17 protein-coding genes are annotated in these 18,019 nt (G+C 68.7%); 7 read left to right on the top strand and 10 right to left on the bottom strand.

Annotation, left to right across the window (positions count from 1 at the left end; all coding sequences use genetic code 11):
• Positions 1-20 precede the first annotated feature (20 nt).
• The 3 genes from DBO33_RS36015 to DBO33_RS36005 all read right to left on the bottom strand — a co-directional run bounded on the left by DBO33_RS36015 (position 21) and on the right by DBO33_RS36005 (position 3,641).
• Positions 21-1,328: a cytochrome P450 gene (locus DBO33_RS36015; protein ID WP_107660889.1), complete on the bottom strand. Its 1,308-nt coding sequence runs from the start codon at positions 1,326-1,328 to the stop codon at positions 21-23.
• A gap of 108 nt (positions 1,329-1,436) precedes the next feature.
• Positions 1,437-2,159, bottom strand: coding sequence for a TIGR03089 family protein (locus tag DBO33_RS36010; RefSeq protein WP_107659022.1), 723 nt, complete (start codon positions 2,157-2,159; stop codon positions 1,437-1,439).
• A gap of 3 nt (positions 2,160-2,162) precedes the next feature.
• Positions 2,163-3,641 carry an LCP family protein gene (locus DBO33_RS36005; protein ID WP_407670573.1) on the bottom strand — a complete coding sequence of 493 codons (1,479 nt, stop codon included), beginning with the start codon at positions 3,639-3,641 and terminating at the stop codon, positions 2,163-2,165.
• Positions 3,642-3,884: 243 nt separating this feature from the next.
• Between DBO33_RS36005 and rfbD the strand changes: the two genes are divergently transcribed.
• The 4 genes from rfbD to DBO33_RS35985 all read left to right on the top strand — a co-directional run bounded on the left by rfbD (position 3,885) and on the right by DBO33_RS35985 (position 7,459).
• Positions 3,885-4,754 carry a dTDP-4-dehydrorhamnose reductase gene (rfbD, locus tag DBO33_RS36000; protein ID WP_107660887.1) on the top strand — a complete coding sequence of 290 codons (870 nt, stop codon included), beginning with the start codon at positions 3,885-3,887 and terminating at the stop codon, positions 4,752-4,754.
• Positions 4,755-4,765: 11 nt separating this feature from the next.
• Positions 4,766-5,668 carry a glycosyltransferase family 2 protein gene (locus DBO33_RS35995; protein WP_199856856.1) on the top strand — a complete coding sequence of 301 codons (903 nt, stop codon included), beginning with the start codon at positions 4,766-4,768 and terminating at the stop codon, positions 5,666-5,668.
• 248 nt (positions 5,669-5,916) lie between these two features.
• Positions 5,917-6,996: a mannose-1-phosphate guanylyltransferase gene (gene manB / locus DBO33_RS35990; RefSeq protein ID WP_107659021.1), complete on the top strand. Its 1,080-nt coding sequence runs from the start codon at positions 5,917-5,919 to the stop codon at positions 6,994-6,996.
• 130 nt (positions 6,997-7,126) lie between these two features.
• On the top strand, positions 7,127-7,459 hold the full coding sequence (locus tag DBO33_RS35985; RefSeq protein WP_107659020.1) for a hypothetical protein: 333 nt from the start codon (positions 7,127-7,129) through the stop codon (positions 7,457-7,459).
• Between the two features lie 57 nt (positions 7,460-7,516).
• Here the strand turns inward: DBO33_RS35985 and DBO33_RS35980 are convergent, their stop codons facing one another.
• Positions 7,517-8,215, bottom strand: a complete 699-nt coding sequence (locus tag DBO33_RS35980) for a response regulator (protein ID WP_107659019.1) — start codon at positions 8,213-8,215, stop codon at positions 7,517-7,519.
• Positions 8,212-9,798 carry a sensor histidine kinase gene (locus tag DBO33_RS35975; protein WP_234391230.1) on the bottom strand — a complete coding sequence of 529 codons (1,587 nt, stop codon included), beginning with the start codon at positions 9,796-9,798 and terminating at the stop codon, positions 8,212-8,214. Before DBO33_RS35975 ends, DBO33_RS35980 begins: the two co-directional genes overlap by 4 nt.
• Positions 9,799-9,923: 125 nt before the next feature.
• On the opposite strand from DBO33_RS35975, the gene DBO33_RS35970 reads away from it, so the two are divergent.
• Positions 9,924-11,291 (top strand): cation:dicarboxylate symporter family transporter, encoded by a 1,368-nt coding sequence (locus DBO33_RS35970; RefSeq protein WP_107659018.1) that lies wholly within the window; start codon positions 9,924-9,926, stop codon positions 11,289-11,291.
• 57 nt (positions 11,292-11,348) lie between these two features.
• Here the strand turns inward: DBO33_RS35970 and DBO33_RS35965 are convergent, their stop codons facing one another.
• Entirely contained in the window at positions 11,349-11,564 is a 216-nt protein-coding gene (locus tag DBO33_RS35965; protein WP_107659017.1) for a DUF4287 domain-containing protein, read from the bottom strand.
• Positions 11,565-11,753: 189 nt separating this feature from the next.
• A complete protein-coding gene (locus DBO33_RS35960) occupies positions 11,754-12,179 on the bottom strand; it encodes a DUF4267 domain-containing protein (protein ID WP_107659016.1) in 426 nt (141 codons plus the stop codon).
• A gap of 112 nt (positions 12,180-12,291) precedes the next feature.
• On the opposite strand from DBO33_RS35960, the gene DBO33_RS35955 reads away from it, so the two are divergent.
• Both DBO33_RS35955 and DBO33_RS35945 read left to right on the top strand, forming a co-directional pair.
• A complete protein-coding gene (locus tag DBO33_RS35955; protein WP_107659015.1) occupies positions 12,292-12,882 on the top strand; it encodes a TetR/AcrR family transcriptional regulator in 591 nt (196 codons plus the stop codon).
• Between the two features lie 174 nt (positions 12,883-13,056).
• Positions 13,057-14,511, top strand: a complete 1,455-nt coding sequence (locus DBO33_RS35945) for a phytoene desaturase family protein (protein WP_107659013.1) — start codon at positions 13,057-13,059, stop codon at positions 14,509-14,511.
• On the opposite strand, the gene DBO33_RS35940 is transcribed toward DBO33_RS35945, so the two are convergent.
• From DBO33_RS35940 to DBO33_RS35930, 3 genes are all read right to left on the bottom strand, one after another.
• The gene (locus DBO33_RS35940) at positions 14,508-15,428 is read right to left on the bottom strand and encodes a cation diffusion facilitator family transporter (RefSeq protein WP_107659012.1); all 921 of its coding nucleotides are present in this window, start codon (positions 15,426-15,428) and stop codon (positions 14,508-14,510) included. The two genes, DBO33_RS35945 and DBO33_RS35940, sit on opposite strands and share 4 nt — an antisense overlap.
• Before the next feature lie 110 nt (positions 15,429-15,538).
• Positions 15,539-16,756 (bottom strand): mannose-6-phosphate isomerase, class I, encoded by a 1,218-nt coding sequence (gene manA, locus DBO33_RS35935; RefSeq protein WP_107659011.1) that lies wholly within the window; start codon positions 16,754-16,756, stop codon positions 15,539-15,541.
• Positions 16,756-17,958, bottom strand: a complete 1,203-nt coding sequence (locus DBO33_RS35930; protein WP_107659010.1) for a tobH protein — start codon at positions 17,956-17,958, stop codon at positions 16,756-16,758. Before DBO33_RS35930 ends, manA begins: the two co-directional genes overlap by 1 nt.
• Positions 17,959-18,019 lie beyond the last annotated feature (61 nt).

Here is an 18,019-nt window from a genome sequence, read left to right as displayed (position 1 = left end):
TACCGAGCCGCTCGGCGAAGTCAGACGGTGGTCGGTTCGGGGGCGGGTGCGCGCCGCCCGAGGCGGACCGGCAGCTGCTCATATCCGTGCAGGGTGAACAACTCCCGGCGTTGCGGTGGCCCGTCCAGTTGCAGGTCGGGGAAACGGTCGAACAGGGCCTGCAAGGCGTAGACGCCCTCCATGCGGGCCAGGCTGGCGCCGAGGCAGACGTGGATGCCGTTGCTGAACGACAAGTGCTCCTTGGCATTCGCGCGGCCGATGTCGAAACGATCGGGCTCGGCGAACACCGCGGGGTCGCGATTGGCGCCGGCCAGCGACAGGACGACGGTGTCGCCGGCACGCAGCCGCTCGCCGGCGATCTCCACATCGCACATCGCGGTGCGTGCCGTCGTCTGGACCGGTGAGTCGAAGCGCAGCACCTCCTCGATGGCGTTGGGCCACAACTCGGGTTCGGCGCGCAGCCGCGCCAGCTGCTCGGGATGGTCGAGCAGCTGCACCACGCCGTTGCCGATCAGGTTCACGGTCGTCTCGAAGCCCGCGCCCATCAGCAGGCTCGCCGAGGCCTTGAGCTCGAACAGATCCAGCTCGCCCGCGGTGACCAGAGCGCTGAGAATATCGTCGCCGGGGGTACGGCGCAGGCGTGCGATGTGTTCGTCGAAGTAGGCGTTCATCACCTCCATGGCCTGCAACGCGCGCTGGTGGGCGCGCCAGGAGATGCCGACATCGAGCAGCGGTGTCAGTTCATCGCCCCAGTGCAGGAACCGGTCCTTGTCCGAGTCCGGGAAGCCCAGCATTTCGGAGATGATCGCGATCGGGACCTGCGCGGCGAAGGCGGTGATCAGATCGGCGGACCCGCCGGCGGGCAGCGCGTCGAGCAGTTCCGCGGTGACCGTTTCGACGCGGTCGCGTAGCCTGCCGATGGCGCGCGGGGTGAACGCGGACGCGACCGGCTTGCGCATCTTGGTGTGCTCCGGTGGATTGATCACCAGCATCGACGGTGGCTCGACCGGGTTCGGCGGCAAGGGGAAGTAGTTGGCCAGCTTCTGCAGCGGACCGGGGATGTCGAAGCTTTCGGTGGTGCGTACACCGAATCGGTTGTCGCGCAGGATAGCTCGGCACAGCTCGTGGTCGAAGGTGGCCCAGGAGATCGAGGTGCGGATGAGCCTGCCTCGACCGCGTAAACGCTCGATGAGCGGATACGGATCGGCGAACCCGCCGGGTCCGCCCATCAGTTCGGCGAACGCGTCACCGCGCTTGGCTTGCCTGCGCAACACCAGCCGGGGGGCACCTTGAACGGACAACCAGCGGAACCAATACTGCGGCTTCATCATTCACCAACTCCGTCGTTGTGCGATAAGTCCACCGTACGGAACCCGGCCAGAATGTGGAACGTCCTCCAGTCGGACTTCCACCTATACCGTGGTAGGAGGTGCTGGTCAGGCGCGCTGGGCGGTGACGCGTTCGGTTTCGATGCGGCGATCGCGCAGGGCCGGATCGGGATTGACCACCTGGACGAGCGAGGCGCCTGCCGCGAGCACCGCGACGTAGCCGTCGATCAGTTCGGCGGGGGTGTCCCACGGCGTGCTCGACAGCACCCGGTCGCCCTCGGAAAACCCTTGCCGCATGGCCGATTTTTTCGCTTCGGCGAGCACCTCGGCCACCGGCATCCCGTCCAGCGCGGCACCCGCGCCGCCCGGCAGGAACTGATCGCCGTGCACCCGCACCGAGGTCGCGAAGTCGGTGACGCCGACCGGGAGATCACGCACCGGCGCGCCCATCGCGTCCAGCGACAGCGCCGCGACCTCGGCGACGCCGTCCGCGTCGTCGAGCCGGTCGGGTGTCACCAGGGCCAGTTCGGCGTGCTCGTCGGGGCGCAGCACCACCTCGGTGCCCGCCCACCAGCAGCCGAGCAGCACGGCGGCGGTCTGCCAGTGCGCGGGCAGCAGCACCGCGATCCGGGCGCCGGGGCTCAGGCCGAACTCGTCGCGAATCAGGTTGGCCGTCTTGGCCGCCCAGTTCGCCAGGGTGAGCCCGGACAGTTCGATCCTGGCTCCGGTGGCGTCGTCGTAGTAGGTGACGCGCGGCCCCGCGGGGTCCCGCGCGAGAATCGGATCGAGCACTTTTTCGGTGAGGGTGAGCGCCTTGTCGAATTCACGCATTGTCTAATTCACGCATTTCGGTCCGTTCTGGCCTGCGTCGATCGGTGGGGCGGGCGGGACTGGCGTCGCGGCGGCACTCGACGTTCCGGAGAAGTCGAACATGCTTCCTGCCGCCGAGCCCGGACCAGAATAGTCGCTCGCCAGCACAACGCTCACCGAATCCGGCGACAGCGTCGTATCCGCGAGCACCGGCAGCCCACCGAGCGCCTTGGCCACCGCCTTGGCTTTCGCGTCGGAGGTCTTCGCGGCGAGCACCCGGCTGCTGGACACATTCGGGCCGGTGTAGTTGCCGACCAAACCCTCGTGGAATCCCTTACCGCTCAAAGCCTGTGCGACCTGACCGGCCAGGCCGCCGACGCCGCTGGCGTTGTACACGCTGACGGTCACCGTGGCCGGGTCCAGCGCGGGCTCGTCCGACTCCGGCTCGGCGGCCTTACCGTCGACCAGCGAGCCCACATACGACTTCACCGCTGCCGGATCGACCCGCACCACCGATTCACCGCTGGTGGTCAGGTAATTCAGGTCGGTGACCGGAATGGTCTCGAATTTCACCTGGCCGCCCGAGAGATCCTGCAACTGCTGCAGGAACGCGAGCACGTCCCAGTCGTCGTCGAGCACGACGGTGCGCCCGACCGCGTCGCTGAGCTGTTTCATCCGCCCCGGATTGCTGAGCGTCTTCGCATTGAGCACCTGCCCGACCAACTGCGCCATGAACACCTGCTGGCGCACAATGCGATCGAGGTCACCACGCGGCAGATTGTGCCGCTGCCGCACGAAACTCAACGCGGCCGGGCCATCGAGGCGCTGGCGGCCCGCCGGGAAGTCGGCGCCCGACATCCATTCGTCCACCGCATTGTTCAGGCACACCTCGACCCCGCCCACCGCGTCGGTGAGCAGCACGAAACCGAGCAGGCTCACCTCGGCGTAGTGATCGACGCTGATGCCGGTGAGGTTGGCCACGGACTTGATCAACGCCTGACGGCCCGCCTGGGTGGACTGCTTGTCCGCGTCGGCCTCCGGAACACCCTGGTTCATCAGCTTCAGCCGCTGCGTCTCCTTGGTCGCGCCGTACGCCGAATTGATCTTGCCCTTGCCGAGATCGGGGATGTCGACATAGGAGTCGCGGGGGATGGAGATGGCGGTCGCGGACCGGCCGTCATTCGGCACCCGGATCAGCACGATGGTGTCGGTATTGGTGCCGACCTCGTCGCCCGCGTGCAGCAGCGCGCGCTCCCGGTCGCTCAGCGGATTGCCGTGCGCGTCGGTGCGGCTGTCGACGCCGACCAGCAGGATGTCGACGGCGCCGTCGCGCCCGCCGCCGAGGCCGAGATTGCCGATGCGTTCGATGTTGGAGATCAGGCTGTCGACGCTGTGCCAGGCGAAGCCGGTGATGACGAGCACCACCACCGCGAGCACCGCGGCGCCGGCTCGCAGCGGACCGCCCGCCGGTAACCGCGATTGGGTGCTGCGTGGCCGGGTCACCCGGAACCCTCCGCCGCAGCTACTTTGTGTCCTCTCGCCAACACGACATCCTTTCGACACGCTCGGGGCCTCTTACGACAGCACGGTCCGACCGACCACCCCACCTTTCCGTAGCCCCCGCACCCTTTCAGCAAACCCATGTTCGCGGGCGGGTGTCTGCCGAGGGCAACTGACTGAAGGCTAACGAATACCGGCCCGGGCACCCGCAATCCGCAGGTGTGGCGGCGTGCCAGACTCGACCCCGTGACAGCTTCGACAGCATCCGGCGCCGCCGCGCCCGCCCGCCTCGTGGTGACCGGGGCAGGTGGACAGGTCGGCCGGGAACTGCTCGCCCTGGCGCCGGCCGCTCGCGCGTTCGGTCGCCGCGACCTCGATATCACCGCCGCGGCCGCGGTCGCCGCCGTGCTCGAACCGGGCGATGTGGTGATCAACTGTGCCGCCTACACCGCGGTCGACCGCGCCGAGTCCGACGTGGCCGCGGCCTTCGCGGGCAACGAGACCGGTCCGGCCGTGCTCGCCACCGCCTGCGCGCGGATCGGCGCCAGGCTGATTCACCTGTCCACCGACTACGTGTTCGCGGGCGTGCACGATCGTCCCTACGAGACCACCGATCCGACCGGGCCGGTCAGCGTCTACGGCCGGTCCAAACTGGCCGGCGAGCACGCGGTGCTGACCCTTGCCCCGCAGTCGCACGTGGTGCGCACGGCGTGGGTATATGCCGGGCGCGGAAGTGATTTCGTCGCCACCATGCTGCGGCTGGAGCGCGAACGCGACACCATCGACGTGGTGAACGACCAGCTCGGCGCCCCCACCTACGCCGCCGATCTCGCGGTGGCGCTGGTGGAACTCGCGGGGCGGCCGGACGCGCCGCGGCTGCTGCACGCGACCAACTCAGGCCAGGCCAGCTGGTTCGACCTGGCGCGGGCGGTATTCGCGGGGATAGGCGCCGATCCGGCGCGGGTCCGGCCCTGTGACTCGTCCGCGTTTCCGAGACCCGCACCGCGCCCGGCATATTCGGTGTTGTCGCACCGGGCCTGGGATGAAGCCGGGTTGACGCCGCTGCGGCCCTGGCAGGCGGCACTGGGGGACGCGCTCGCGCGGTTGTCCGACTAGGCTCTCGGGCCGTGGACGTATCCGACTCCGCCCATAAGGGGCTGGCCGTCGTCACGGTGACCTATTCACCGGGCGAGCACCTCGAGCACTTCATCAGCACGCTGGCTGCCGCCACCACCGAGAAACCGCAGGTGATCCTCGCGGACAACGGGTCGACCGACGGGGTGCCCGAACTGATCGCCGAGGCCAATTCGCATGTGCGGCTGCTGCGCACCGGCGGCAATATCGGCTACGGCGGCGCGATCAACCGGGCGGTCGCCGAGATCGATCCGGACATCGAGTTCGTGGTGATCGCCAACCCGGACATCCGCTGGGGCTCCGACTCCATCGATCAGCTGCTCGCCGCCGCGAAGCGCTGGCCGCGGGCCGGTGCGCTCGGCCCGCTGGTGCTGGAACCGGACGGCAGCGTCTACCCCTCCGCCCGCCGGGTGCCCGGTCTGCTCGACGGCGCCGGTCACGCGATCCTCGGCACGGTGTGGAAGACGAACCCGTGGACCCAGCGCTACCGCCAGGACAACGAGCAGATCTCCGAGCGGGCCGTCGGCTGGCTGTCCGGCTCCTGCCTGCTGGTGCGGCGCGCGGCGTTCGACTCGATCGACGGTTTCGACTCGCGTTACTTCATGTACATGGAGGACGTCGACTTCGGCGACCGGATGGGCAAGGCGGGCTGGCACAACGTGTTCGTGCCGTCCGCGGAGGTCACTCACGCGAAGGGGCACGCCGCGGGACGGCATCCCGAGGTGATGCTGCCCGCGCACCACGCGAGCGCGTACCGGTTCCAGGCCGACCGGCATCCGCACTGGTGGCAGCTGCCGTTGCGGCTGGCGCTGCGGGCCGGACTTGCGGTGCGCTCCCGGATTGCGGTTCGATCTGCGCTGCGTCAACAGGCGCAGGACGCGAGTCAACAGGCGTAGGGCGCAAGCCGAAACTGCCGGGCGCGAGTCGACGAATTGCGGGACGCGAGCCGACCTGCGCAGGACGTGAGTTAACAAGCGCAAACCGCGAGCCAATAGGGTGCAAAGCGTGACTCGCTGGTCACCCGGCCGAGCGACAATCGAGGTAGGGCCCGCACCAATCGGTGCGGCCCGAGTGAACTGGCGCGCAGCCGAGTGTCGATCGGCGCGCGAGCAACAATCGATCCACTGTGAACAGGGGACCTTGAATGGCAGGAAATGCAGGCACCGACGCCGTGATCCTGGTGGGCGGGCAGGGCACACGACTGCGCCCGCTGACCCTCTCGGCACCGAAGCCGATGCTACCGACGGCTGGACTGCCGTTCCTGACGCATCTGCTCGCTCGCATCGCCGAGGCCGGGATCACGCACGTGGTGCTGGGCACCTCCTTCAAGGCGGAGGTGTTCGAGGACCACTTCGGTGACGGTTCCGAGCTCGGCCTCGAGCTGGAGTACGTCACCGAGACCGAGCCGCTCGGCACCGGCGGCGGCATCCGCAACGTGCTGCCCAAACTGCGCGCCGACACCGTGATGGTGTTCAACGGTGACGTGCTCGGCGGCACCGAACTCGGCGCGGTGCTGGACACGCACGAGTCCACGAACGCCGATGTCACGCTGCACCTGGTGCGGGTGAGCGATCCGCGCGCCTTCGGCTGCGTGCCGACCGACGAGAACGGCCGGGTCACCGCGTTCCTGGAGAAGACTCAGGATCCGCCGACCGATCAGATCAACGCGGGCTGCTACGTCTTCCGCCGCGAGTACATCGAGAAGATCCCGGCGGGCCGCCCGGTCTCGGTGGAGCGCGAGGTGTTCCCGCAGCTGCTCGCCGAGGGTGCCCGCGTGCAGGGCCACGTCGACACCTCGTACTGGCGCGACATGGGTACCCCGGAGGACTTCGTGCGCGGCTCCGCCGATCTGGTCCGCGGCATCGCGCCCTCGCCCGCACTGCCGGGCCAGCGCGGTGAATCCCTGGTCCATCCTGGCGCGGGTGTCGCGCCCGGCGCACTGCTCATCGGCGGCACGGTCGTCGGCCGCGGCGCCGAGGTCGGCGCGGGTGCTCGCCTCGACGGCGCGGTCATCTTCGACGGTGCCATCATCGAGGCGGGGGCCACCGTCGAACGCTCGATCATCGGGTTCGGCGCCCGCATCGGCCCGCGCGCGCTGGTGCGCGACGGCGTCATCGGTGACGGTGCGCACGTCGGCGCGCGCTGCGAACTCCTACGGGGCGCGCGGGTGTGGCCGGGCGTCGAGATCCCCGACGGCGGGATCCGCTTCTCCACCGACGTCTGATCGGCGCAGCCTCGAAAACGGTTTCGTCGCGACGGTGCTTCTGGCAGGGTGCTGCCCAGGGTCCCGGGGCTCCGTCGCGGGATCGCTTCTTTGCTCACTGTGCCAATAGGAATAGTTGAGGAGAACGTTTATGGGGAAGTCTGTCTTTCGGGTGCTGGCCGCAGCAGCTTTCGCGGGGGCGGTCGGCATCTGCGCCGCACCGAGCGCGACGGCGGCACCATCGATCTACGAACCGAGCATCACCCCGTGTAGTCACCAGTTCAGAACGCCGTTCGAACCCGCCCGCCCGGGTACCAGCGCCTACTGGAGCCCGTTCGGCACCGCCGACATCGTCTGCTACGACGCGGGTTTCGGTGTCAGCCACTACCAGCGTGACCCCGGCGGGCAGTGGCATGCCATGAATCAACTGATTCCCGGCAACTACTTCATCAACATCTTCGGTTACAACCACCTGCCCGCATAGGCGGCCCGAAAGTCTTCGCGCAGACCCTCTTTCGAGGTGTCTGTGCGAAGACTTCTGTCACGCCCGGGTTTTCCAGACGTAGCGGGTTTTGGGCCGCCCCGCGCGGCCGTAATCCGAACGGCGGGTGACCAATCCGTCGTCGGCCAGCTTTTCCAGATACCGCCACGCGGTGATCCGGGAGACGCCGATGGTGGTGGCGGTGTCCGCGGCGGTGATGCCCTCGGGAGCGGCCCGGACGGTGCGGGAGATCTCGTCGAGGGTCTGCGGCGCAACGCCTTTGGGAGTGGTGGCGCGTTGGTCGGGGGTGCGTAGCGCGCTGAGCGCGCGGTCAATGTCGTGCTGGGAGACCGCGGTCTCGCCTGCGGGCAGCGCCGTGCGGAATTCGCGGTAGCGGTCCAGTTTGTCGCGAAAAGCGGCGAAGGTGAACGGCTTCAAGAGATAGAGGACAACGCCGTGCGAGACCGCGGTGCGCACCATGGCGAGGTCGCGGGCCGAGGTGATGGCGATGACGTCGGGCCGGGGCGCCAGGCCGGTGAGGGCCGCCGCGACGTCCAAGCCGCTGGCATCGGGTAGCCCGATATCCATCAGCACCAGGTCGATCGGCGTGCCTTCGGCCGCGGCCTCGGCGGCCGCACGCATCGCCTCGCGGCCGGTGTGGGCCACCCCGACGGGCGTGAAGCCCTCGATGCGGTCCACATAGGCGCGGTGTGCCTCGGCGATGAGTGGTTCGTCCTCGACGATCAGCACTCGGATCACTGTGCGTCCTTTCGCGGAATCGTCACGGTTACCGCGCTTTCCGGATCTAGTTCGGTACGAATGGTTCCCCCGTGCCTGGCCACCAGGCGGTGCACCAGTGCGAGGCCGAGCCCGTGATGGTCGGCCTTGGTCGAATAACCGCGCCGCGACGCCCGCGCGAACGTCTCCTCGGACATACCGGGGCCGCTGTCGGCGACGCGCACATATAACGCCGAAGCTGGTTCGGCGCGAACACCTTCGGGATTGTCGCCGCAGTGCCGCACGGTGACCTCCACCCAGCCCGACGGACTCTCGGCGGCAGCGTCGATGGCGTTGTCGATGAGATTGCCGACCAGCGTGACCATCTCCTGCGGGGTCAGCGGCTCGATCGAGTCGAGCGCGGTGTCCTCGGTGATGGTGAGTTCGATGCTGCGCTCGGCGGCCTGGTTCACCTTGCCGAGCAGCAACGCCGCCAGCGCAGGCGACCCGACCGCGTTCAGCAGCCGATCGATGAGGGCTTGGGACAGTTGCAGTTCCGAGGTGGCGAAGTTCACCGCCTCCTGATAACGGCCCAGTTCGACCATGGTGACCACGGTGTGCAGCCGGTTGGCGGATTCGTGCGCCTGGGCGTGCAGCGATTCGGCGAAACTGCGCACCGAGTCGAGTTCGCCCATCACCGCGCGTAATTCGGTGTGGTCGCGGATCGTCATGACGGTGCCGATCGGGCGGCCCTCCCAGCTGACGATGTCCTGGTTGATGAGCAGGATCCGGTCGCCGGTCACGTGCATCTCGTCGCGGACCACGCCCCAGCTCATCTGCTGCATCGAGGTCGGCAGGTCGCTGCGGCGCACCTCGCCGTCGGGCAGTTCGAGCAGCCTGCGCGCCTCGTCGTTGACCACCTCGGCCAGCTCGCCCGCCATGCCGAAGACGACGAGTCCCTCGTGGATCGAGTGCAGGACGGCGTCGTGCTGTTCGTACATGGCGCGCAACTCGTCGGGTGCGAGCCCATGGGTCTGCCTGCGCAGGCGGCGGCTCAGCAGGAACGACCCGCTGCCCGAGACCGCGAGGCCCGCCGCGGCGATGCCCAGGATCAACGGCAGTTGCGCCGCGACCTGATCACCGATCTTGGCGCGGGTCACCCCGGCCGACACCAGCGCGACCACCTTGCCGCCGTCGTAAACCGGTGCCACCGCGCGGATCGACGGCCCGAGGGTGCCGGTGAAGGTTTCGGTGAAGGTCTCCCCGGAGAGGGCGCGGTCGATGTTTCCGCTGAACGGCTTGCCGATCATGTTCTGGTTGGTGTGCGTATAGCGGGTGCGATCCGGCGCCATCACGACGATGAAGTCCATGCCGGTCGCGTGGCGGATGCGTTCGGTCACCGGTTGCAGCCGAGCCGTGGGATTGATCGTGTAGACGGCGGACAGGGTGGACGGGGCTTCAGCGACACTCACCGCGACATCTCTCACTTCGCGGGTGGTCGTCACGTCGCTGTGGCGCCGCGCGTCGACCACCGCGAGGACCGCGCCGACAGCCACCATCAGGGTCAACACGATCAGCTGTAGTGCGAAGGCCTGACCGGCCAGGGATAGCCGACCGCGTCTCACTAGCTGTTTTCCTCCGCTGAACGTAATGCACCAAACCGTGACCGGCGTCACCAGGGCCGTCATCATTCTGCCTGGAAGGCGTGAGGCCCTTCACGTCGGCACCACTTCGGAGGACATCACTCGGTATGAGCCAAGCAACACCAGCAGCACCCCCACGCAAGCGCGACCGCACCCACTGGCTGTATATAGCCGTCATCATCGCGGTCATCGCGGGCATTCTGGTGGGTTGGCTGGCGCCCGGTTTCGGGGTGTCGGTTGCTCCGCTCGGCACCATCTTCGTCAACCTGATCAAGATGATGATCGCGCCGGTCATCTTCTGCACCATCGTGCTCGGCATCGGCTCGATCCGCTCGGCGGCGACCGTCGGCAAGGTCGGCGGGCTGACCATCGCGTACTTCATGATCATGTCGACCGCCGCGCTCATCATCGGGCTCGTCGTCGGCAATGTGATCTCGCCGGGTACCGGGCTGAATGTCGGCGAGAACGCGAAAGCCGTCAAGTCGCTCACCGATACCGCGCACAAGGCGGGCGGGACGTGGGACTTCTTCAACGGCATCGTCCCGACGTCACTGCTGTCCTCGCTGACCTCGGGTAGCACGCTGCAGGCCCTGTTCGTCGCACTGCTGGTCGGTTTCGCGGTGCAGGCCATGGGCAAGACCGGCGAGCCGATTCTGCGCGGTGTGGCGTTGCTGCAGAAGCTGGTGTTCCGCATCCTGGTGATGATCCTGTGGCTGGCGCCGATCGGTGCGTTCGGCGCGATCGCCAATCTGGTCGGCAAGAGTGGACTGGATGCGGTGCTGAAGTTGGCAACGTTGATGATCGCGTTCTACCTGACCTGCTTGATCTTCGTGTTCGGCGTGCTCGGGGTGCTGCTGTGGGCGGTGGCTCGGGTGTCGGTGCTGAAGCTGGTCCGCTATCTGGCCCGCGAGTACCTGTTGATCCTGGCGACCTCGTCCTCGGAGTCGGCACTGCCTCGGTTGATCGCGAAAATGGAACACATGGGCGTCGAGCGGACGACTGTGGGTGTGGTTGTGCCGACCGGATATTCGTTCAATCTGGATGGCACTGCAATTTACCTGACAATGGCGTCGTTGTTCATCGCTGATGCGATGGGAAAACCGCTCAGCCTCGGCGAGCAGATCGGTCTGCTGCTGTTCATGATCGTCGCGTCCAAGGGGGCGGCCGGTGTCACCGGTGCGGGCCTGGCCACGCTGGCCGGCGGCCTGGAGAGTCACCGACCCGAATTGCTCGACGGCGTCGGCCTGATCGTCGGTATCGACCGCTTCATGTCCGAGGCCCGCGCGCTGACCAATTTCTCCGGCAACGCCGTCGCCACGGTGCTCCTCGGCACCTGGACCAAGACCATCGACGCGGACCGCGTCAAGGAAGTTCTCGACCGCAAGCTGCCCTTCGATGAACAAACCATGGTCGATGACGACCACGGCGCGCAGCCGCAGCAGGAGCCCGACACCAAGGACCTGGTTCCGGCTTAGCTGCACTGTGAAACACGAAGGGCCCGCAGGATCTGCGGGCCCTTCGCGCATTTCGGGTCAGGAGGCCCACTTCTCCGGGTTGAGGTGGTACTGGGCGAGGGCGGTGGCATGACCGTGGCCTATGGCGTGCTCGGACTTCAGCCACTCGACCAGCGGCTTGTGCGACGTCAGGCCGGACTCGCCCATCGCGGTGCGCCACTCGTCGATGGTGCGGCCGTACTTGGCCTCGATGGACGGGAAGTAGGACGCGGGTCCGTGCGGCTTGGTCGACATGGTGGTCGTCTCCTGTGGTCGTCGTGCGTTCAGTGGTGTTGACGGCGGCGCTTCGGAAGATTCATCGGGCGCGGGTGGTTTGTGTGCCGGATCACGAGTGCGTGCGAATTTTGGTCTGCGCGAGTCGGTCCGGACGCGGAACTGTCCGGCACCGGCGAAAACCGGTACCGGACAGTGGGTGCGGTGGGATCAGGCGGGGACGGCGATGGGCAGTGGGGTTGCCCGCTGGGCCAGCTGGTGCTCGCGGATCAGCAGGCCGCCGGTGAGGAAGACCAGGGCGGCGGTGAGGCCGTGGATGCCGAAGGCGGTGGCGGTGGAGCCGTTCCAGGCGAGCACGGTCAGCATGTCGCCGACCGGGACCAGGGCGATGACCAGGGTGGCGATGCCGAGCGCATAGCGCTGCTTCGCGGCGAGCAGCACCAGGATGAGCACGCCGAAGACGGTGTCGCGGACGCCCTTGAGGTTCATGAACGCGGTCGCCTCGCCGTCCGGCCACGCGGGCAGGCCGAAGCCGGGGGCGATGGTGTCCGGGCTGATCAGGTAGCTGAGGCCGATGTAGAGGATGAAGGCCGCGCCGATGAGGGACAGTGCGGTGGCGATGCGCGAGGTGGTCATGGTGCTGCTCCTTGGTGCGGTGCTGATCCTGCTCTGATTTCTAGCGTTGCTAGGTTCGAGAGCAACAATAACGGAGCTTCGTTAGCTTGTCTAGCGCTGCTAGAATTTGAGCATGACCCTCCAGACGCGCAAGGAACGTGAACGAGCCGAACGTCGTCAGCGGATCATCGATACCGCGCGCGAGTTGGCCGAGGAACAGGGCTGGGAAGCGGTGACCGTGCGCAAGCTGGCCGAGCGCATCGAGTACAGCCAGCCGGTCTTGTACAGCCACTTCGCGGGCAAATCGGCCATCGTGGCCGCCGTTGCCGAGCAAGGTATCGCCGATCTCTCCGTCGTCCTGCACCAGGCGCACGCCGAGGCGACGAGTCCGGCCGACCGAATGGCCCGCGTCGCCCGCGCCTATTTGGATTTCGCCGCCGCCAACCCGGCCCGCTACGACGCCATGTTCGTGATGAATGTCGACCTCGTGTTCGGGCTGGAGGCGTCGCAGACGCTGCGTGACGCCTTCGCGGAGTTGGAGGCGATGTTCCGGCCGTTCGTCGACGAGGCGGAGCTGGGCGCCCGCACCGAGGTGGCCTGGAGCGCGATGCACGGCCTCGCGACCCTGGAGCGCGGCGCCCGCCTGCGCCCGGAGTTGCGCGAGCAGCGCCTCGACATCCTGGTCGCCGAGTGGCTGGCCGCCGTCGGCGCGACGTCGGCCTGACCGCAGCCGACTATCGCGCCTGCCGAGGCGAATCCTGTTCCCGCGGACCGAATCGACTGCGGCGGGTGGCAGGCGACACTTTCGCGCCGATGCGGCAGGTGGGGCCGCCGTTGTGCGCCGCGGCGCGTTTCCCGACCGAGGAAGCACCGACCGCAGGCCGGTAGCGTGGGGGATATGCCTGATGTTGTGGTCGTCGGTTCCGGGCCGAATGGTCTCGCCGCCGCGGTGATCCTGGCGAAGGCCGGACTCTCCGTGGAGGTGTACGAGGCCGAGTACGCGGCGGGCGGTGGGTCGCGCACGGCGGAGCTGACCCTGCCCGGATACCGGCACGACGTGTGCGCCGGCGCGCACCCGATGGCGTTGGCCTCCCCGTTCTTCCGCGCGTTCGATCTCGCGGCGCACGGCGTCGAACTGCTCACGCCGGAAGCGTCTTACGCGCACCCGATGGACGGCGGCACGGCCGGCATCGCCTGGCGTGATCTGGACCGGACCGTCGACGGTCTCGGCCGGGACGGCGCCGCGTGGCGCTCGCTGTTCGGTCCGCTGGTGCCGCACTGGGAGGCGATCGTCGACCTGGCGATGTCGGACATGCGCCGACCACCCAAGGACCTACTGACCGCGGTGCGGTTCGGGCTGCGGACGCTCGAGCAGGGATCGCCGTTGTGGAACACCAGGTTTCGCGACGACACCGCGGCCGCGCTGCTGACCGGCGTCGCCACCCACGCGATCATCCCGCCGCGCGCCGTGCCCGCCGCCGGGGCCGGGCTGATGCTCGGCACGCTGGCGCACGCGGGCGGCTGGGTGATCCCGCGCGGTGGCAGCCAGGCGATTCCGGACGCGATGATCGCCGAGCTGGAACGCCTCGGCGGGCGGATGCGTACCGGTCACCGCATCGACGCGCTCGCACAGTTCGACGACGCCCGCGCGGTCGTGCTCGACCTCGCGCCCGCGGAGTTGCTGCGCATCGCCGGTCATCGACTGCCGGACCGATACATCAAGCGGCTCCGGCGTTTCCGGTACGGCGGCGCCGCCTGCAAGGTCGATTTCGCGCTCGCGGGCCCGGTGCCCTGGCAGGCTGCTGACCTCGACCGCGCCGGCACGCTGCATCTGGTCGGCACCAGGGCCGAGGCGATGGCCGCCGAACGCGCGGTCGCCGCGGGCCAGCACGCAGAACGACCGTATGTGCTGACCATTCAACCCGGTGTGGTCGACTCGACCCGCGCGCCGGCGGGCAAGCACACCCTCTACACCTACGCGCACGTGCCGAACGGCTCGACCCGCGACATCAGCGAGACGATCATCGCCCAGGTCGAGCGCTTCGCCCCCGGCTTCCGGGACCTGATCCTCGCCAAGCACGTCTACACCGCGGCCGAAATGCCCGCGCACAACGCCAATTACATCGGCGGCGACATCTCGGCGGGCGCAATGACGCTGCGCCAGTGGGCCTTCCGCCCCGCACCGCGCTGGAACCCTTACGCCACACCGCTTCCGGGTGTCTACCTGTGCTCCGCGTCGACCCCGCCCGGCCCCGGTGTGCACGGCATGTCCGGCTTGCACGCGGCCCGCCACGTGCTGCGTCAGCGGTTCGGCATCACCACCGATCCGTTGGCGCTGCTCCGTAATCCTTAGACGCTCTCGGTGCGGTAGAGGTCGGGCTCCAGGTAGATCACCCGGGCGGCCGGAACGGCGGCGCGCACGCGGGCTTCCGCGTCGTTGATCGCGGCCGCGATGTCGGCGATATTGAGGTCGGGGACGAAAGATATCTTGGCAGCGACCAGCATCTCCTCCGGGCCCAGGTACTGGGTCTTGAGGTGGATCACCCGCTCGATGCGCGCGCCGTCGGCCAGGTTCTCCCGGATGGCGCGGTCCTCGGCGGGGGTGGCGCCCTCGCCGATGAGCAGGCTCTGCATCTCGATGATCAGGATGACGGCGATGACGCCGAGCAGCAGGCCGATGGCCAGGGTGCCGATACCGTCCCAGATGGCGTCGCCGGTGAGCATCGTCAGGCTGACGCCCACGAAGGCGAAGATCAGACCGACCAGGGCGCCGGTGTCTTCCAGCAGCACCACCGGCAGCTCCGGGCTACGCGAGGTGCGGATGAACCGCCACCAGCTCGCATTTCCCTTGAGCGGCCGGGACTCCTTGATGGCGGTCATGAAGCTGTAGGTCTCCAGCCCGATCGCGATCAGCAGGATGACGATCGCGACGATCGGCGAGCTCAGATCCTCCGGGTGCTGGATCTTGTGGATGCCCTCGTAGATCGCGTAGATCGAGCCGATGGTGAACAGCACCAGTGCCACGACGAACGAGTAGAAGTAGCGATTGCGCCCGTACCCGAACGGATGCAGCTCGTCGGCTTCCTGCGCGGCGCGGCGCTGACCGAGTAGCAGCAGACCCTGATTGGAGGTGTCGGCCACCGAGTGCACCGCCTCGGCGAGCATCGACGCCGAACCGGTGATCGCCGCACCGATGAACTTTGCCACGGCGATCCCCGCGTTCGCCGTCAATGCGGCGAGAATCGCCTTCTTGCCACCACCAGCCGACATGGGTTGGATGTCCTCTCTCCGATTGCCCGAACCTGGCTAACTTAGCGTGTGCCGAGATCGGATACCCGATACCGGAGGTGATCATTCGGCCGCGGTGGCACCGCGCCGGCTCACACCTTGCCGACGCAGGCGCAGAAGAGCTGGGCCGACCCGTCCAACGCGCGGGCCCGAATGTCGGTGTCGGCGGCCGAGATCCACGCCGCGGCGCCGCGTTCCAGCGTCAACTCGGACGCGCCGTGTAGCAGCCGCACCGACCCCGCCGTGCACAGCACGATGCCTGGGCCCGCCGCGGTGAGCGGGACCTGCGCCGAGCCCGCGGTCAGATCGAAGCGGCGCAGCTCGAATTCCGGTGCGGGCGTGCGGTAGCGCACCGAGCCGTCGCCCGCCGGTTCCGGCAGCACCACGGGCAGGTCGATCGGCTCGAAGTCGAGCACTCGCAACAGTTCCGGCACGTCGACGTGCTTGGGCGTGAGACCGCCGCGCAGCACGTTGTCGGAGTTGGCCATGATCTCCACACCGAGTCCGCGCAGGTAGGCGTGCAGGTTGCCGGCCGCGAGGAACAGGCCCTGCCCGGGCTCCAGCGTCAGCCGGTTCAGCAGCAGCGCCGCGAGCACGCCGGCATCGCCGGGGTAGGCCTCGGCGAGTTCGAGCGTGGTGCGCGCCTCGGGGGTGAACCCGCGCTTGCCTTTTCCGGACAGGTAGCGCACGCAGCCGTCGAGCACCTCGGGCAGCAACGTCGCGAGCACGTGCTGCGGCAGCGTGATCCAGGTGGTGAACAGGGTGCGCAGACCGTCCGAGTCCGGCTGCGCGGCAAGCAGATCGGCGAACGAGGCGAGCCCGTCCACGTCCAGCGCGCGCAATAGTTCGACGGTGCGGTGCGGTTCACGGAAGCCGGCGAGCGCCTCGAACCGGTCCAGTGCCACCACCAGTTCCGGCTTGTGGTTGTCGTCGCGGTAGTTGCGCATCGGCGAGTCGAACGGCACCTTGGTGCGGTTCTCCCGTTCGAACCCGGCGCGCGCCTGCGCGGTGCTCGGGTGCGCCTGCAGCGACAGCGGCTCCTCGGCGGCCAGAATCTTCAGCAGGAACGGCAGCTTGCCGCCGAATTCCTGGGCGGCGGGGCCCAATTCGCGCTGCGGGTCCTCGGCGACGAAATCCAGCAGTGAGCGGGTGCGGTCGTCGATCAGGACGTGCGCGGGGTCGGCGGGGTGCGCGCCGAACCACAGTTCGGCCTCCGGATGCGCGGACGGAACCGGCCTGCCGCACAGCTGAGCGAGCGCGGTGCGCGAGCCCCAGGCATACGAGCGCAACGCACCAACGAGTTCGTGCACTAGTAGCTTCCCCCGTACTGCCCTCGACTGTCGGGTGCGGTACCGCGGGTTCCGATCAGCCGTAGGTAGGCGGCGGCCATTTCCAGCCGCAGCGCGAGCACGGCGAGCTGTTCGAGTTCACCACCGACTCCGGGAGCGGGCTCCTCGGGGCGCGGCGGGGCGGGCAGCGAGGGGTCGGTGAGGCCGGTGTGCAGCAGATCGAGCTCGGCGCTCACCAGATCGGCGTCGACCAGGCTGGATCCGGTGCCGCCGAACACGGCGATCCGGCGCCGCGCGGCCGACTGGTCCGGGTCGATGCTGAGCACGAAGACGCGCATGCGCTCGACCTGCATCGGGCCGTCGAGTTCCTCGTCGTGGAACATCGGATCGAAGCCGGGCGCGGATTCGCCTGCGGCCTCGACCATTCGGGTCTTGGCGGCTACCGCCTCGGCCAGATCCACCGCGGTGGCGACCCGGCCCGCCGACTGCAGCAGCACCTCGGCGCCGTGCTCGGCCAGCTCGGCCGCGGCGGGGGAGTCGCCGGCCAGCACCACACCGCGCTGGTGCATGCGTGAGGCCAGGGTCTTGGCCGGATTGCGGAAGACCTCGTTGCCGGGTCCGGCGCGCAACGCCTCGGCGTCGAGCACGTCGGCCAGCTCGGTGAGGTCGGGCACGAAGGTGCCGCTGCGGGCGGGGTCGACCGCGCGCAGGACGGCGATTCCGGCGGCCAGGAAGCGCAGCAGGCGGTTGTGATCGAGCACCTGGACCCGAGGTGCCAGCACGGCGGCCCGGCCGGCCGCGACGGCGCGCATCGGTCCTTCGATCGGGGTGGCGACGACGACCTCGGCCCCGCGGCGCAGCGCCCGGTCGACCGCGTCGGTCAGGCGTGGGTCGCCCGCGTCGTCACCGGCGACCAGGACGACATCGAGCGGGCCGACCCAGGGCGGCAGCGCGGTGACGGGCACGACGGGCAGGCCCGCGCGGTCACCGAGGGTGGCGACGAGCAGGCTCGCGGCGCGTGCGGCGCGGCCGGAGCCGGAGACGAGGACCACGCTGCGCGGGCGCAGACCGGCCAGGCGCGCGAGCGCGTCCTCACCGACTGCCGCCGCGGTGGCCCGGACCTGAGCGCCGCCGGAGGCGGCCGAGCGCAGGGCGCCGCCGGTATCGGCCGCCTCCAGCGAAGCGGCATCGTCGAGGTCGAGCACCGGAGTTCCAGCGATCATCGGGCGTCCCACCTCCCCTCATCGCGCTGAGTCGTTATCGCCTTCGTTCGCACCCGGGTCA

Origin of the sequence: Nocardia suismassiliense, from assembly GCF_900269665.1 — a bacterium.
GTDB classification, from domain to species: Bacteria; Actinomycetota; Actinomycetes; order Mycobacteriales; family Mycobacteriaceae; genus Nocardia; species Nocardia suismassiliense.
This window is presented reverse-complemented; position numbering and strand designations above follow the sequence as displayed.

Bases quoted from the DNA above. Each gene is read 5' to 3' on its own strand.
- DBO33_RS35930 (WP_107659010.1), bottom strand. From the start codon at position 17,958: ATGATCGCTGGAACTCCGGTGCTCGACCTCGACGATGCCGCTTCGCTG.
- DBO33_RS35985 (WP_107659020.1), top strand. From the start codon at position 7,127: ATGGGGAAGTCTGTCTTTCGGGTGCTGGCCGCAGCAGCTTTCGCGGGG.
- DBO33_RS36010 (WP_107659022.1), bottom strand. From the start codon at position 2,159: ATGCGTGAATTCGACAAGGCGCTCACCCTCACCGAAAAAGTGCTCGAT.
- DBO33_RS35965 (WP_107659017.1), bottom strand. From the start codon at position 11,564: ATGTCGACCAAGCCGCACGGACCCGCGTCCTACTTCCCGTCCATCGAG.
- DBO33_RS35945 (WP_107659013.1), top strand. From the start codon at position 13,057: ATGCCTGATGTTGTGGTCGTCGGTTCCGGGCCGAATGGTCTCGCCGCC.
- manB (WP_107659021.1), top strand. From the start codon at position 5,917: ATGGCAGGAAATGCAGGCACCGACGCCGTGATCCTGGTGGGCGGGCAG.
- DBO33_RS35940 (WP_107659012.1), bottom strand. From the start codon at position 15,428: ATGTCGGCTGGTGGTGGCAAGAAGGCGATTCTCGCCGCATTGACGGCG.
- DBO33_RS35960 (WP_107659016.1), bottom strand. From the start codon at position 12,179: ATGACCACCTCGCGCATCGCCACCGCACTGTCCCTCATCGGCGCGGCC.
- DBO33_RS35955 (WP_107659015.1), top strand. From the start codon at position 12,292: ATGACCCTCCAGACGCGCAAGGAACGTGAACGAGCCGAACGTCGTCAG.
- DBO33_RS36015 (WP_107660889.1), bottom strand. From the start codon at position 1,328: ATGAAGCCGCAGTATTGGTTCCGCTGGTTGTCCGTTCAAGGTGCCCCC.
- DBO33_RS35970 (WP_107659018.1), top strand. From the start codon at position 9,924: ATGAGCCAAGCAACACCAGCAGCACCCCCACGCAAGCGCGACCGCACC.